Source organism: Marinomonas pollencensis (assembly GCF_003387375.1).
GTDB classification, from domain to species: Bacteria; Pseudomonadota; Gammaproteobacteria; order Pseudomonadales; family Marinomonadaceae; genus Marinomonas; species Marinomonas pollencensis.
On the sequence record NZ_QUNG01000006.1, the window covers coordinates 204444 to 219628 of the forward strand.

Annotated in this window: 11 protein-coding genes and 1 CRISPR repeat array; of the genes, 10 read left to right on the plus strand and 1 reads right to left on the minus strand. The window is 46.2% G+C overall.

Annotated features, from left to right (window positions below):
• Window positions 1–117 precede the first annotated feature (117 nt).
• Window positions 118–672, plus strand: coding sequence for a YaeQ family protein (locus DFP81_RS10825; protein WP_115897796.1), 555 nt, complete (start codon window positions 118–120; stop codon window positions 670–672).
• A gap of 105 nt (window positions 673–777) precedes the next feature.
• Here DFP81_RS10825 and DFP81_RS10830 read toward each other — a convergent pair whose 3' ends face one another.
• Window positions 778–1521: a dienelactone hydrolase family protein gene (locus DFP81_RS10830; protein WP_115897797.1), complete on the minus strand. Its 744-nt coding sequence runs from the start codon at window positions 1519–1521 to the stop codon at window positions 778–780.
• Between the two features lie 150 nt (window positions 1522–1671).
• Between DFP81_RS10830 and DFP81_RS10835 the strand changes: the two genes are divergently transcribed.
• From DFP81_RS10835 to cas6f, 9 genes are all read left to right on the plus strand, one after another.
• A complete protein-coding gene (locus DFP81_RS10835) occupies window positions 1672–2763 on the plus strand; it encodes a tRNA-queuosine alpha-mannosyltransferase domain-containing protein (RefSeq protein WP_115897798.1) in 1092 nt (363 codons plus the stop codon).
• Between the two features lie 107 nt (window positions 2764–2870).
• A complete protein-coding gene (locus DFP81_RS10840) occupies window positions 2871–3698 on the plus strand; it encodes a BrxR family helix-turn-helix transcriptional regulator (RefSeq protein ID WP_115897799.1) in 828 nt (275 codons plus the stop codon).
• Window positions 3699–3830: 132 nt separating this feature from the next.
• Entirely contained in the window at window positions 3831–4805 is a 975-nt protein-coding gene (cas1f, locus tag DFP81_RS10845; protein ID WP_115897800.1) for a type I-F CRISPR-associated endonuclease Cas1f, read from the plus strand.
• Window positions 4802–8185 carry a type I-F CRISPR-associated helicase Cas3f gene (gene cas3f, locus DFP81_RS10850; protein ID WP_115897801.1) on the plus strand — a complete coding sequence of 1128 codons (3384 nt, stop codon included), beginning with the start codon at window positions 4802–4804 and terminating at the stop codon, window positions 8183–8185. The genes cas1f and cas3f overlap by 4 nt, the downstream gene beginning before the upstream one ends.
• 234 nt (window positions 8186–8419) lie before the next feature.
• Window positions 8420–8623 (plus strand): hypothetical protein, encoded by a 204-nt coding sequence (locus DFP81_RS10855; protein WP_115897802.1) that lies wholly within the window; start codon window positions 8420–8422, stop codon window positions 8621–8623.
• A gap of 31 nt (window positions 8624–8654) precedes the next feature.
• Window positions 8655–9980, plus strand: coding sequence for a type I-F CRISPR-associated protein Csy1 (gene csy1 / locus DFP81_RS10860; protein WP_115897803.1), 1326 nt, complete (start codon window positions 8655–8657; stop codon window positions 9978–9980).
• Window positions 9980–10933: a type I-F CRISPR-associated protein Csy2 gene (gene csy2 / locus DFP81_RS10865; protein ID WP_115897804.1), complete on the plus strand. Its 954-nt coding sequence runs from the start codon at window positions 9980–9982 to the stop codon at window positions 10931–10933. Before csy1 ends, csy2 begins: the two co-directional genes overlap by 1 nt.
• Before the next feature lies 1 nt (window position 10934).
• Window positions 10935–11933: a type I-F CRISPR-associated protein Csy3 gene (csy3, locus tag DFP81_RS10870; protein WP_115897805.1), complete on the plus strand. Its 999-nt coding sequence runs from the start codon at window positions 10935–10937 to the stop codon at window positions 11931–11933.
• Between the two features lie 10 nt (window positions 11934–11943).
• Window positions 11944–12504 carry a type I-F CRISPR-associated endoribonuclease Cas6/Csy4 gene (gene cas6f / locus DFP81_RS10875; protein WP_115897806.1) on the plus strand — a complete coding sequence of 187 codons (561 nt, stop codon included), beginning with the start codon at window positions 11944–11946 and terminating at the stop codon, window positions 12502–12504.
• Between the two features lie 130 nt (window positions 12505–12634).
• A CRISPR array of direct repeats spans window positions 12635–15182; the repeat unit is 28 nt; unit sequence CTTCACCGCCGAACAGGCGGCTTAGAAA.
• Window positions 15183–15185 lie beyond the last annotated feature (3 nt).

Below are 15185 nucleotides of genomic sequence, written 5' to 3' on the forward strand. Positions count from 1 at the left end.
GTGCTGCGTTTTTTTATGGCTTTTCATGTACAATCCGGCCATCTTATTTTTCATCTGAGCCTCGCTATTCGAGCGGATGATTATTTCACACTTTTACGCAGTAAGTGACTCAACAACATGGCTATCAAAGCAACCGTTTATAAAGCTTCTTTACAAGTGTCCGATATGGACCGCAATCATTACCAAAGTTACGATCTTACCCTTGCGCTACACCCGTCAGAAACCGAAGAGCGCATGATGGTTCGCCTTGCCGCATTTGGCTTATTGGCCGATGAAAAAGAAGGTGACGAACAGCTGAGTTTTACCAAGGGCATCAGCACCGAAGATGAACCTGATTTATGGCAAAAGAATTTTTCTGATGAAGTGTTGGTTTGGGTTGAGCTAGGCCAGCCAGATGAGAAACGCCTGCGCAAGGCATGCGGCCGAGGTCAGCAAGTTATTGTTGTTAACTACAACGATAAATCCGATATTTGGTGGGAACAGAACAAAGGCAAAACAAGCCGTTTTAATAACCTTAGAGTGTTAAAGTTTGCCGAAGCGGAAGTACAAAAACTGTCCGCCCTATGTGCTCGCTCGATGCAACTTAATATGACCATTCAAGATGGTGAAATGTGGGTGTCCAGTGAATTGGGCGAATGCAGCTTAACCCCCATCTGGCGTGGTGAGCAGTAAGCTCAGCTTACAAGCTGAATCGTCTGAAACTTAGACTGGTTTTACACCCAGCTGGCAAGGTGAGAAGTAAGCTAACCTTGCCAGCTAAATAGGCCGAAACTCAAACTAGTTTTTGTGTAGGTTTTTCTGAAATAGCGCCACGGCTTTGGCGTAAAACTCTAACGCCAGTGCTGGGTCGTAACGCTCACCTTCATCGCGCATAAAAGCGTGCTGACCGTTTACTTCATACCAGGTAAAATTGCGCTCTGTATCCAAGAGGTGTTGATAAATTTTACTACGACCCTCAGCCGGCACATGTGGGTCTTGTTTCCCCCAGACCATCACCAGCTCACCTTGAATCTGCTCGGTTAAGGTAAACGAATCATTGCCTTCGTTGCATGGAATCGTATTCGAGTGAATGTCTGTGGCATACAGGCAGAAGCTGGCTTGAATGCGCGGATTTAACGCAGCACGATAGGCCAGATGACCTCCCAAACAAACGCCCATAGAGCCAAATTGGCCGTTGCAATAAGCCTGTTGCGCAAAATAGTCCAGCATCGCGACCGTATCGCTATCGTGCGCTTCTAGTGGCTTAGTAAACTTATCTGCATTGCCTTTGTCTTTGCCTGCGTCGTCGTAGCCTAATACGGTGCCGATGGGGTTTAGCTCATGAAATACTTCAGGAACGACCACAACAAAACCATGACCTGCCATGATAGCCGCTGAACGTGCTATTGGTGCGGTCTGTTGAAAAATCTCAGAATAGAAGAAAATACAAGGAAAGCGGCCTTCGGCTTGCGGGCGATAAACGGTGCAACGCATGGTGCCTGTTGGCGTGTTAAGATCTTGATCGTGTTTTTGAATAATCATGATATTCCTAATGTCAGGGTCTGATGAAAAGAAAAGAGCATAAAAAAAGTGACAATGCCGTAATAACAGACATGATATTCGACCCAACTAGGATGAGCCAGTATCAAACATGAAATTGGCACGGGTAGGGCTCGATGAGAAGAGGATTTTGTGCGAATTTTATTGATTAGTGCTTACGAAGCAAGCAGCCATAAGGCTTGGGCGAACTCATTAATGAGCCAGTTGGCAGAACATGACTGGAGTTATATGGCATTACCTGCGCGGCATTTTGCGTGGCGTATTCGCGGTAATGCAATGAGTTTTGCGTTTGATCCTAAGTTTAAGACTTTATTAGAAAAGCCGTATGATTTGATCATTGCCACTTCAATGACGGACTGCGTGGGTTTGAAGGCGTTTTGTCCGGATTTACAAAATATCCCTTGGTTCGTGTATTTTCATGAAAACCAATTTGCTTACCCTGCCAGCGCTCAGCAACAAGGTCTAGTCGAAATGCAAATGGTGACCTTATACAGCGCATTGGCGGCAGATCAGTGCATTTTTAACAGTCAATTTAACAAAGACTCTTTTTTCTCTGGGGCACGGGCTTTGTTAACAAAGCTGCCGGATTATGTATCGCCGGATTGGCTCAATGTAACCGAAGAGAAAGCCAAAGTGCTTGCCGTGCCTATTAGTCAATTGCGAGCAGAGCCGTCGCGCCAAAAAAGGCAAGCAGGAGGCCCCGTTCGTTTAGTGTGGTCCGCAAGATGGGAGTACGACAAAGGGCCAGATCGTTTATTAGCGATTCTTCAGGAGCTAAAGCGTCGTCATGTGCCGTTTGAAATAGCGATTTTAGGTGAACAGTTTCGGACAATACCCAAAGAGTTTGAGCAAATTAAGCAAGACTTTTCAGAGTATATTCATCAATTTGGTTACGCACAAAACCGCCAAGACTACCTCAACTGTTTGGCCACCGCCGACATGGTGCTGTCCACCGCATTGCATGAATTTCAGGGCTTAGCCGTGCTCGAAGCCGTGTCCCTTGGTTGCGTTCCCGTACTGCCAAACAGACAAGTCTACCCAGAACTCTTTGGCGACCAATACCTCTATCACAGTCACAATGCCAATATACAACTCGAAGCCAAAAGCGCGGTAGACCTGATCATTAAAATAAACTTAGAAAACACGCCCGCGCCCTCAACAAAACAATTTCAAACAAAGTGTTTATTGCCAGAGTACCGCCGCCTGATTAGCGCCATGTCATAGCACTGTAAAGACAATCAGTGTATTTTATTAAGCTCAGAGTGAGTGCCCTGTGGCGCTTAACTCACTTCTGAGAGGTTTTATTATCAGCCGTATATGGAATGGATTCTATGGATGTAGCGCAGCGTTACTGGATGCTCGAACTAATTGCTTTTTGGGAAGGCCAAATAAACACCAAACCACTGATGAATGCATTAGGATTAACGCGTCAAAGTGTGAGCCACCTGCTTAAGCAATATCAAGAGAAATTCCCAAATGCACTGGTATACGATACGACCCTCAAATCCTATTGCATTACAGAAGACTTTGTTCCCCACTATATAGATCAAACGCTTGATGAATACTTCTCATGGCTGAATTTTGGCAATATCCCTACTTTTCCTGAAAAGCCTGTTCAACGCCCACAGTATCGTATCGCACCGTTGCCGCGTTTTGTCTCGCCGCTTGTTATGCGCCCCTTACTCAAAGCAGTAAAGGAAAAAACCGCCGTAGATTGTGAATATCTGTCCGTTTCTAGTAGTGACCCACAAGGTCGATTGCTGTACCCCCATTGCTTTGTGAAAACAGCGAACCGTTGGCATGTTAGAGCCTATTGCGCATTGCGCCAGTGTTATCTCGATTTTGTTTTAAGTCGATTTCAGAAAATAGACTACGACGGTGGTGTGAGTGAGTTTACACAAGAACAAGATGATGGCTGGAATACAAAGGTCACTTTAATCCTCGCACCAGACTCGCGTCTCAATGATAAGCAAAAACGCGTGCTAGAAAATGATTACGGCATGAAAGATGGCCAGCTCCATATCGTGACTCGTGGCTGTCTCGTTAAATACACACTCGACGATCTGCAGATAAAAACCAAAATGCTTGAAGCCAACCCACAAGCACAGCAACTCGTGTGTGTTAATTACGCCGACATAAAAAACTGGATGTACGACTAATAAAGCGACTTTTAACTTGATTTAGAGCATAACCTGTCAAATTTCTTTACCTGTAAAAAATGACAGTATTGTCGGATAAGAAGAACCAAGGCAGAGTGAGCGAACTCGCTAAAACGGATGTAAGGAATAGTCATGGAACAGTTCTCACCATCGGATATGAAAACCATATTGCACTCCAAACGCGCCAATATGTATTACCTAGAATACTGCCGACTTTTGGTGAAAGATGGTCGAGTTGAATATGTGACAGATGAGGGGAAGCAGTCGCTTTATTGGAATATTCCAATTGCGAATTCAACCTGCTTGTTACTAGGTAATGGAACGTCAATCACTCAAGCTGCTGTGCGTGAATTAGCAAAATCGGGCGTATTGATTGGTTTTTGTGGAGGAGGTGGTGCGCCGTTATTTTCCACTAATGAAGTCGATTTCGAGGTGTCATTTTTTAGTCCGCAAAGTGAATATCGTCCCGTAGAGTATCTTCAAGCTTGGGTGTCGTTTTGGTTTGATGAAGAAAAACGTTTAGCCGCAGCCAAGCAAATTCAAGTCCTTCGAATTGAATATACGAGGCAGCAGTGGGTTAATAATTCAGCGCTAAAAGACGCGAATATTGCCATTAGTGTGGCTGACCTGAATAAAGCCTTGGACAGTTTTACCCAAGCAGTAGAAAAAGTATCCCATACCCAAGAGCTTATGCTCGCCGAAGCAAGGCTAACCAAAACCCTCTATAAGATTATTTGTGCCGTCACAGGTTATAACGACTTTAAACGCGTGAAGCAGGGGGCTGGTGTCGATCTTGCCAATCGCTTTTTAGATCATGGTAACTATCTTGCCTATGGGTTAGGTGCCACAGCCACTTGGGTGTTAGGTTTGCCTCATGGGTTGTCTGTTCTCCACGGGAAAACTCGTCGTGGTGGTTTAGTGTTTGATGCAGCGGATTTGATAAAAGACGGCATCATCCTGCCACAAGCCTTTATTAGCGCCATGAATGGCGATAGCGAACAAGAATTTCGCCAGGCTTGTATCACTAACATTCGTCGCTGTGAATCCCTCGATTATATAATCGACAGTCTCAAGCAAATCAGTGAAACGCTTGGGGAAAAGAAATGAACATCCTTCTCGTCTCCCAATGCTCTAAAAAAGCCTTAAAAGAAACCCGTCGCGTCATTGATCAGTTTGCGGAGCGAACTGGGGATCGAACATGGCAAACCGCCATAACGGAACAAGGCTTAGCCACCTTACGTAAACTACTTAAAAAGACAGCGCGCCGAAATACGTCAGTAGCGTGTCATTGGATTCGTGGGCGTAACAGAACAGAATTGAAATGGCTGGTGGGTAATCCGCGTCGTTTTAACGAATGGGGTAGTGTGCCGACGAACGTAACGGGTCGAGATATCTTGCGTTCAGGCGATGAAAATACGTGGCAAACCGCAGAAGATATTCGCGTGTTGGCTGGGATTGCAGCACTGTTTCATGATTTTGGTAAAGCCAATAAAGCTTTTCAAGAGAAATTAAAACCTTTTTCAGGTAAAAAGAAAAAAACTTACGAACCTTATCGCCATGAATGGGTATCTGTACGATTGTTTGAAGCCTTTGTGATACATGCGATTGAAGGTGTGGAGAAAAGTAAGCAAGACGCGGCATGGTTAACCTTGTTAAGTAACTTGCCTGACGACATTGAAAGCAAGGTGATGGCGAATCTTAAAAAAGATGGAATCGATACAAAAATCTATTCGCCATTATGTTTGCTTCCACCTGTTGCTAAAGCAGTGGCATGGCTTATTCTGTCTCATCATAAATTGCCAGAGCCTTTTGACGAAGATGTAGAACTGGTGAAATATCCAGAAGGTATCATTGATGGTGGTTATATCTGTGCCGAATGGAACTCCTCGCAATGCCGTACTCAAGATTGGAAAACTAATGAAATAGCAGCAGTTTGGTTTTTTGAAAAGGGCACACCATTTTGCAGTAAAGTCTGGCGTGAGCGTGTTGGTCGTATCGCAACGCAAGGCGCTAAACGTGCGCAGCTACATACGCAAGACTGGCTGAATCAGCCATTTTCCTTGCACCTTGCTCGACTTAGCTTGATGTTGGGCGATCACTATTATTCTTCACAAAAGTCCATTGGTCCCAAGAGTTCATGGCATGACGATAAAGGCTACAAAAAAGTCTACGCCAACACATGGCGCGAGCGAGGCAGCCGAGACAATGGGAAGTACAATCAAACCTTAGATGAGCATTTAATTGGTGTGTACCGTCATAGCCATCAAATCGTACGGTCTTTGTCATCGTTAAAAGAATCCTTACCTGTTATCACCCGACACCCCGAATTGAAGAAGCGTACGCTAGACAGCCGTTTCGCTTGGCAGAATAAAGCTTACGAATTAGCGGTCAGTGTTAGAGGTAAAGCCAAACAGCATGGCTTTTTTGGGGTGAATGTCGCTTCCACTGGCAAAGGCAAAACCTTTGCCAACGCGCGTATTATGTATGGCCTTGCTGATGACAGGAAAGGCTGCCGATTTAGTGTCGCACTTGGGCTGCGTACCTTAACTCTACAAACCGGTGATGCCTTTAAAGACTTATTGCGACTCGACGACGAAGATTTAGCGGTTCTCATTGGTTCCAAAGCCGTGAAAGATTTACATGAACAAGCGAAAACCAAGCGAGTGCTAGAAGAAGAAAGCAAACAGGAAGTCTTGTTAGGGTCAGAATCTGCCAATGATTTCAGTGACCAAGACAGCTACGTCAGCTACGAAGGCATGTTAGGTGATGGGCCATTATCGCGTTGGTTAGAAAACTCCCCAAAAAATAACAAATTGGTGAATGCGCCTGTCTTGGTGAGCACCGTCGATCACCTAATGCCATCGACCGAAGGCAGTCGAGGCGGCAAACAAATAGCGCCCATGCTGCGCTTGCTAACGTCGGATTTAGTGCTGGATGAGCCGGATGACTTCGGCTTAGAAGATTTACCCGCCTTGTGTCGATTGGTGAATTGGGCAGGCATGTTAGGATCGAATGTGCTGCTGTCATCAGCGACATTGCCGCCCGATTTGATCAATGCGTTATTCGCCGCGTATCTTGCTGGCCGCAAACATTACGAAGCCGCTGTCAGTGTGAATCCAAGCCAAACGCCTAATGTGGTCTGTGCTTGGTTTGATGAATTTCGCAGTGATTCCATTCAAGCCAGTGAGCAGACTGTTTTTTCTGAGCACCATCAAAAACTCATGGCAACGCGCGCCGAAAAGCTCCTAGAGCAATCTATCAAGCGTCGTGTGGCGCTGGTTGATTGTGACGGTAAGGTTGACTGTGACAATGAAATGGATAGCAAGACCCACGATTCAACGGTGATTCAAGCTGTATCGAATCGCATCCATCAAAGTATTTTAGCGCTTCATTATGCTCATCATCATTCGCACCCTAGTTTGCCCGCGAAAGCCAGTTTTGGCCTGGTGCGAATGGCCAACATCAATCCTTTGGTAGCAGTGGCGAAAGCCTTGATGAACACACCAAGCCCAGATGGAATTCAGATTCATTATTGTGTTTACCACAGTCAATTTCTCTTATTGCAGCGTTCCGCTATCGAGAACATGCTGGATACGGTATTAAATCGAAAAGATCCAAACGCCATTTGGACTCAGCCTGGCGTAAGTGCTGCGCTGAAAGCTCAGCCAAATGATCAGCATATTTTTGTTGTGCTTGGTAGTCCAGTAACTGAAGTAGGCAGGGATCATTCGTACGATTGGGCAGTCGTAGAACCTTCGTCGATTCGTTCCTTAATCCAGCTAGCAGGGCGAGTGTTACGACATTCAGATGCGACCGTGGATACCGCGAATATTCATTTGCTTAACCAAAATGTTCGAGCCATGAAAAACGAAAAGGCCGCCTATATAAAGCCGGGGTTTGAAAGCTCTGTGTTTCTGCTAGACAGTCATAAGCTAAATGATTTGTTAGAGCCAAGTGAATACCAAACCATCAATGCCTTACCTCGAATTCAAAAGCGAGATTTGTTAGCACCAACCAAGCGCTTTGTGGATTTAGAGCATGCGGCGCTGCATTCTCAACTGTGGGGAAAAGATAAAGAGAACGGTGAAGCCTTTGCCAGCTTATGGTGGGACAAGCCCTGTCATTGGACGAATCATCTACAACGCAAGTTGCCATTTCGTCGTCATACGCCAGATGAGTCCTATTGCTTCTATCTGGAAGAAGAATACGACGAACCCACTATGCATCGCTGGCACGACAACGGCGAATTAAAAGCCGATGACAAACAAAGCTTTCAGCGCGACCAGGCGCTGACTTTTGCCAAAGGCGTGAATAACTGGGCGAAACAGTTTGACTATCAAAGCGCATTGCTTGCTTTGGCAGATGAGCTCAATAAAGAACTTAGCGAGGCATCGATTCAATTTGGCTCAATTCGGCTACGAAAAAGTGGCGAGAACGATGTGTGGCAACAGAGTGATGTATTGGGATTCTACAAACCTTCTAATTAGAAGGTTTGTAGAGCCGCTTATTCAGCGGTGGATGAAAATGTCTATACGCACTGGTATAGCTATATTTTCTGAGCTACCGATTAGGTAGTGTGTGGATTCTATAGTAAACTGATTTTTAATTCAAATTATAGTTATATGGCTATTTAGTTTAAAATGCCTATAGTTATATGGTTCCAATTTTTTTCTTTCTGCCTTATACTGATTGCTTATTAGGTAATTAGAAGGTGGTTTTATATGTTTGATTTTGAGAGTGAAGAAGTCAGTAAAGAAGAAAGCGACGGTAAAACGGGCAATAAGAAAGTCGAGCGAAAGAAAAGAAAGGTCTTTCGTTTTGGTGTTCAGGAAGATGTAGCTGGAATGGTTATTTGCCCCGCGCTTGTTGTGCTTGGTGGAACGTCATTCCATTGGTTTGATCAGTTTAGTAGCGTGTTTATCTAGATAATTTCTATAATTTAGAGCAGGAGGCGAGGTGGCAGATTTATCCGAAAAGATCCGCGATTACATCGACAGTCGCAAACAGGATCGGTTAGACAAGTTTGATAAAGATACGCAAAAAGGCGTGCAAGCGGCATCGGCAGAAAATGTCGCCGCTTACGAAATGGAACGGGCGGCCTTGAGAGTGAGTGAAGAGGATCGCTTTAAGCCAGTAAATTGGCTCAGCGATGCAGCAAAGCGTGCGAAGCAATTGCAGCTTGTTACTCATGCACTTAAATTCACGCATTCTGATGCCAAAGGAACAAGTCTGTTTGCTCAGAGAAAGTCCTCATCAGGGTTGCCATTTATTTCCACATCAGCTTTAGAAAGTCCAAAAATTGATGTGGTAGGCAATGCGGCCGCGTTAGATGTTGGCAAGTTGCTCTTGCTTGAGCAGAACGATGGCAAATTGCTGGTGAATTTTATCCAGCTAGGCGATATGTCAGCTTTTGAGTCGTTTGCCGAATCCAAAGAGCAATTAGCGGACTGGCTAGCTGGCTTTAAGTTGGCCGTGACCGCCAAAAACCCAAGCTCCCACAAGTTGGGTAAGCAGCTCTATTGGCCGATTGACGACGATTATCATCTACTCCTACCACTTTATGCCACATCGCTTTCTCAAGAGCTTTTTGAGCGTGTGCAGCATGCGCGCTTCTCAGAAGAGCAGAAAGAGGCGCGGGCTGCGCGTCGAAGCGAAAAAGAGTCTGAATTTGACACGATCGAGTTTCCACATATCGCCGTGCAAGCTTTTGGCGGGACGAAACCACAAAACATCAGCCAGCTTAACTCTGGTCGTGGAGGGCGTTCTTTTTTGTTAAGTAGCGCGCCACCAACATGGCAAAGCCAAGAAAAACCACCGTTAAAAGTGAAGTCCATTTTTCGTGGGCCGTTTTCTCGCAAGGTGTATGGTCATGTTATTGGCTTGAAAAAATTCTTAGTCGCCAATTTGAATAAGCGCAGTGTTTGGGAAATACGAGCTGAAAGAGCGCGCCGTATTGATGGCATTGTCGATCAGCTGGTCGCTTATGGGGCTGGCGTTCGAACCTTTCCTGCGGGCTGGTCTTCCCATCCAGACTGTCATTTGCCGCTGCATCAAAAACTATGGCTAGACCCAAATCGACGAGCGTTTGATAAAGAATTTGAAGACGAATTTGATAAGAAAGAATGGCAAGGTTTGGTCGCTGCGGATTTTTCTCGTTTCTTAAATGCCGAACTAGAGAAAAACGCCGATATCGCCACCGGTGATGTTGAGTTTGTGCAGTGGAAAGTACTCACCGCTCAGGAGCTTAGGCTAGTGCAAGACGATGTAAAGGGAGCCTTTTAATGGATAAATTACTCGTAATTAGACATCTTAATGTCGAAGGGGCCAATGCCATTGCTGGGTTAACGTGGGGTTTTCCTGCCATGACTAGCTTTTTAGGTCTAACCCATGCTTTACAACGAAAAGTCCAAGTCCGTGTTTCTGATAAATTAACACTGACAGGCTGTGCGGTGATTTGCCATTCTAGCCAAGTGCAGTCTCATAGTAACAACATGAGTCGAGAAAACTATTTTGCGCTGACACGTAATCCTCTTACGAAAGACGGCAGTACTGCGCCTTTTAATGAAGAAGGCAAAATGCGCATGGATGTGACGCTCCTGATTGCACTATCTGGCTCGACGCCACCATCGGTTGAGGACGGACTTACAGAATGCATCGAAAACGCTTTAGCGGCATCAAGAGTGGCTGGTGGCACAGTGCAGAGCATAGGCAGTGTTGAACTCATTAAAGATATTGGCGCAATAAGTCGGGAGCCAGCCACACGAAAATCTTTCTTACGTAAGCTGCTTCCAGGGTTTGCTTTGGTCAGCCGTGACGATGTCCTGAAAGACCACATAGAAAAAACGCAAAAAGCACCGTTAGATGCCTTTTTAGATTTTAGTGCTCGAAAAATGTCTTCTAAACCAAATGGCGATAAAGCCGAATGGACCGTGGATAGACTGGATTACACCGGATGGCTCAAGCCTATTGTGGTCGGCTATCAGGGAATATCCGATTTGTACGAAGCGGGCCAAGTGGGGAACGTGCGAGATCGTTCTTGTCCTGTGCAATTTGTTGAATCGATTTACTCTCTGGGTCAATGGATCAGCCCACACCGAATAGACGATTTGAAGCACCTTTTTTGGCATCAAGAATACCAAGCAGACGACGCACTTTACCTTTGTAAAAACGATTATCAACCAGAAACACCGATTTTGCTAAACAACGTAACAAACCAAATCATTGAGGAGAAATAGCATGGCAGCAGTAAAAACCGCATCCGTATTGGCGTTCGAACGTAAACTGGCAAATTCAGATGGTTTGTTGTTCGCAGGAAGTTGGTCTAAGCCAGACGGTGAATGGAAGCCTGTTCAAGTCAAAGAGAAAGCTGTTCGAGGTACTATTTCTAACCGACAGAAAAAAGGTGCTAGTTCAACTAAACTAGACCAAGATATTACAAATGCTAATCCTCAACTTGTTGATGCTTCAGCTTTGCCATTTGACTGTGACTCTTTGAAATTAGCTTTTTCATTACGAGTGCTAGGTAATTTGCCAACGCCTTCTGCGTGTAACAGCCCAGACTATCAAGAGGTATTGAGTAGCACGATTCAGTCTTACATTACAGAACAGTCTTTTTCCGTGTTGGCGCATCGTTATGCTTCTAATATTGCTAATGGCCGCTTTCTATGGCGTAACCGTGTTGGTGCGGAAGACATCTCTATTCGTGTGACGCAAAAAAATAAAGAAGGTAACTCGACGTGGGTTTTCAACGGATACGACCTAGCGCTTCGAGACTTTGATTATCAAAGTGATGATTTAAAAGCCTTTGCTGACCAAATTCAAAAAGGTCTGACCAGCGATACCTTTACCTATTTCCAAATTGAAGCCTTTGTAAAACTGGGCGAAGGGCAAGAAGTCTTCCCATCTCAAGAGCTGGTGTTAGATGGCAACTCCCGTAAGAGTAAAGTCTTGTATGACGTAGATGGCACCGCCGCTTTACACTCGCAAAAAATCGGCAATGCCATCCGCACGGTAGATACTTGGTATCAAGGCTCTGAAGAGATTGGCCCTATTTCTGCCGAGCCGTTTGGCTCAGTTACCAGCCGTGGTAAAGCCTACCGTAGCAATAAAGATGACTTTTATACCTTGTTTGATAAATGGATGGAAAAAGGCCAAGCGCCAGAAACAGAGCAACAACATTACGTTATTGCGAACCTAATTCGTGGTGGTGTGTTTGGCGGAAAGTCTGACGCGTAAAGGAGAGGTTATGGACCATTACCTGGACATTACTATTTTGGATGACCCAGAGTTTACTCAGCCTGTTTTGATGAATGCGTTATTTAGCAAACTGCATCGAGCATTGGTGGAAGTCTCTCAGAATGACATCGGCGTGAGTTTTCCAAGCGCCACTAAAAAAAGCTTGGGAGACAAGCTTCGTTTGCATGGATCTAAACCTCGTTTAGAAGAGCTTGAAGCCTTGCCTTGGCGACGTGGTTTAGGCGATTTCACTGTCGTTACTAAAATAGCGCAAGTACCAAGTACTAATGAGTTTTGCCTTGTTAAGCGAGTTCATGTGAAAAGCAATGCCGACCGATTGCGTCGCCGAGCAATGAAACGCCATGGTATTTCCTATGAAGAATCAGTGAAACGAATTCCGCAAGAAGTTGAAAAGCAATTGGAGCTGCCTTTTGTCAGAATCAAAAGCAAATCAACAGGAGATCAACAGTTTCCATTGTTTATTCAGCAAACCATAACGACATCAAAAGGCGAAGTGGCGAACTTTTCCAAATACGGATTAAGCGCAACCAGTGCCTTGCCTTGGTTTTAACCCTTTTTTTTTGCGCTAATGCCAAGCCCTTATAAATAGGGGCTTGGCATTTTTCATTTAGAAAAAGGTGTTTTCACTAGAAAATCACAAAGCTCTTTAACAATCAGATAGTTAATGCTAGTTTCCTCTACTTCACCGCCGAACAGGCGGCTTAGAAAAAAACCGGTCAAGAAACTAAGAAGCGTAATCACTTCACCGCCGAACAGGCGGCTTAGAAAAGCACTTGGCTAAGCTCTGGACCTGCCAATCTCTTCACCGCCGAACAGGCGGCTTAGAAACACATGATCCAGGAGGATGCCGAACGCTTTACCTTCACCGCCGAACAGGCGGCTTAGAAAAGGTGTGCTTTGTCACGTGTTTCTTACGATAGCTTCACCGCCGAACAGGCGGCTTAGAAAATGTCAGTCCTCGTCTATGATGTCGATAAACACTTCACCGCCGAACAGGCGGCTTAGAAAATGTATGTCAACCGTGTTGACTTCGTTACAGGCTTCACCGCCGAACAGGCGGCTTAGAAAACGTCCTCTACAGAGTCATATCTCATGTTAGACTTCACCGCCGAACAGGCGGCTTAGAAACTACTATGCTAATGATTTGTGGGAAGCGTCCTCTTCACCGCCGAACAGGCGGCTTAGAAAAATCAGATGACACTCCCGGAACACTGCCTGCTCTTCACCGCCGAACAGGCGGCTTAGAAAACGAATAGCTTGTCGATTGGCTTTGACTGCTGCTTCACCGCCGAACAGGCGGCTTAGAAAACTGTGTCAACTAATGGAGCAGCTATTGCTACCTTCACCGCCGAACAGGCGGCTTAGAAAAGAAACAGGCGATCCAGATCTGGACGAGATCACTTCACCGCCGAACAGGCGGCTTAGAAAAGTCCCAAGCGGAATCAATAGATCCAAAATAGCTTCACCGCCGAACAGGCGGCTTAGAAAGTGGGGTAACGTGAGTTCCATCAACTCTGTGTCTTCACCGCCGAACAGGCGGCTTAGAAAGCTCGCGCTTGGCCTTTGAGCCCTCGCCCGAACTTCACCGCCGAACAGGCGGCTTAGAAATACTGTCCCACGGCTTAGCGCCTATTTGTCTGCTTCACCGCCGAACAGGCGGCTTAGAAAGATAAGCGGCTGACTGGCCCAATGCCATTCCCCTTCACCGCCGAACAGGCGGCTTAGAAATGGTGTAATCCAACTGGAAAATGACGACTACACTTCACCGCCGAACAGGCGGCTTAGAAAGTTCCTGATGAGACGCCAGAAAAAATCAAGGACTTCACCGCCGAACAGGCGGCTTAGAAAATTGTCGTATTTAAATCTCGCTGGATTATCGACTTCACCGCCGAACAGGCGGCTTAGAAAATACTGGTGTCCAGTAGAGGGAAAGATAGGATCTTCACCGCCGAACAGGCGGCTTAGAAATTGGGCGACTGGGCGTGTTGGCCATGCTGCAACTTCACCGCCGAACAGGCGGCTTAGAAAAAACTCAGATAACACCGTTTCTCTATCTACTGCTTCACCGCCGAACAGGCGGCTTAGAAACGAATCATCAACCATCGAAACAGGCGAGCCGACTTCACCGCCGAACAGGCGGCTTAGAAACGTCCACGCTTATGCCCCCCGTACTCCCGCCGCTTCACCGCCGAACAGGCGGCTTAGAAAGAGCAGGCTGTTATTCAGGTGTTAAATGCAAACTTCACCGCCGAACAGGCGGCTTAGAAAAATATATGCATCAAGTTCACCACTGACATAAGCTTCACCGCCGAACAGGCGGCTTAGAAAAATACCTATTTCTTTTGTCGACTTGGTGTTTGCTTCACCGCCGAACAGGCGGCTTAGAAAAGCCGAACGAAAAGGGCGCTTTCGTGTTGAAACTTCACCGCCGAACAGGCGGCTTAGAAATGAGCACGAATTCCGAGCAGTGGCGGCGGCAGCTTCACCGCCGAACAGGCGGCTTAGAAATTCGATGTATTAACTATATCGCACCACTTAATCTTCACCGCCGAACAGGCGGCTTAGAAATGTAGAAGGTGGTAAATCAGGCAACCCTTCGGCTTCACCGCCGAACAGGCGGCTTAGAAATGATCCCGTCGGAAATCGGTAAACTCGCTACGCTTCACCGCCGAACAGGCGGCTTAGAAATTAACGCCAGCAAGTGGAAAGGTAACTTACCTCTTCACCGCCGAACAGGCGGCTTAGAAATGAGCCGACATCGACCCATCAGAAAGACAAAACTTCACCGCCGAACAGGCGGCTTAGAAAGCCATTGCCCGTGGCGTGGAGGGTTGAAACAACTTCACCGCCGAACAGGCGGCTTAGAAATCATCAGGTAGCAACGCATCATGATCAAGCATCTTCACCGCCGAACAGGCGGCTTAGAAACATTTCGGGTGTCACTCCGACAAGAAGTTTTACTTCACCGCCGAACAGGCGGCTTAGAAAGTCAGGGTCAAGGAGTCAAAATGATACAAGCGCTTCACCGCCGAACAGGCGGCTTAGAAAGCCATTGCCCGTGGCGTGGAGGGTTGAAACAACTTCACCGCCGAACAGGCGGCTTAGAAATCATCAGGTAGCAACGCATCATGATCAAGCATCTTCACCGCCGAACAGGCGGCTTAGAAACATTTCGGGTGTCACTCCGACAAGAAGTTTTACTTCACCGCCGAACAGGCGGCTTAGAAAGAC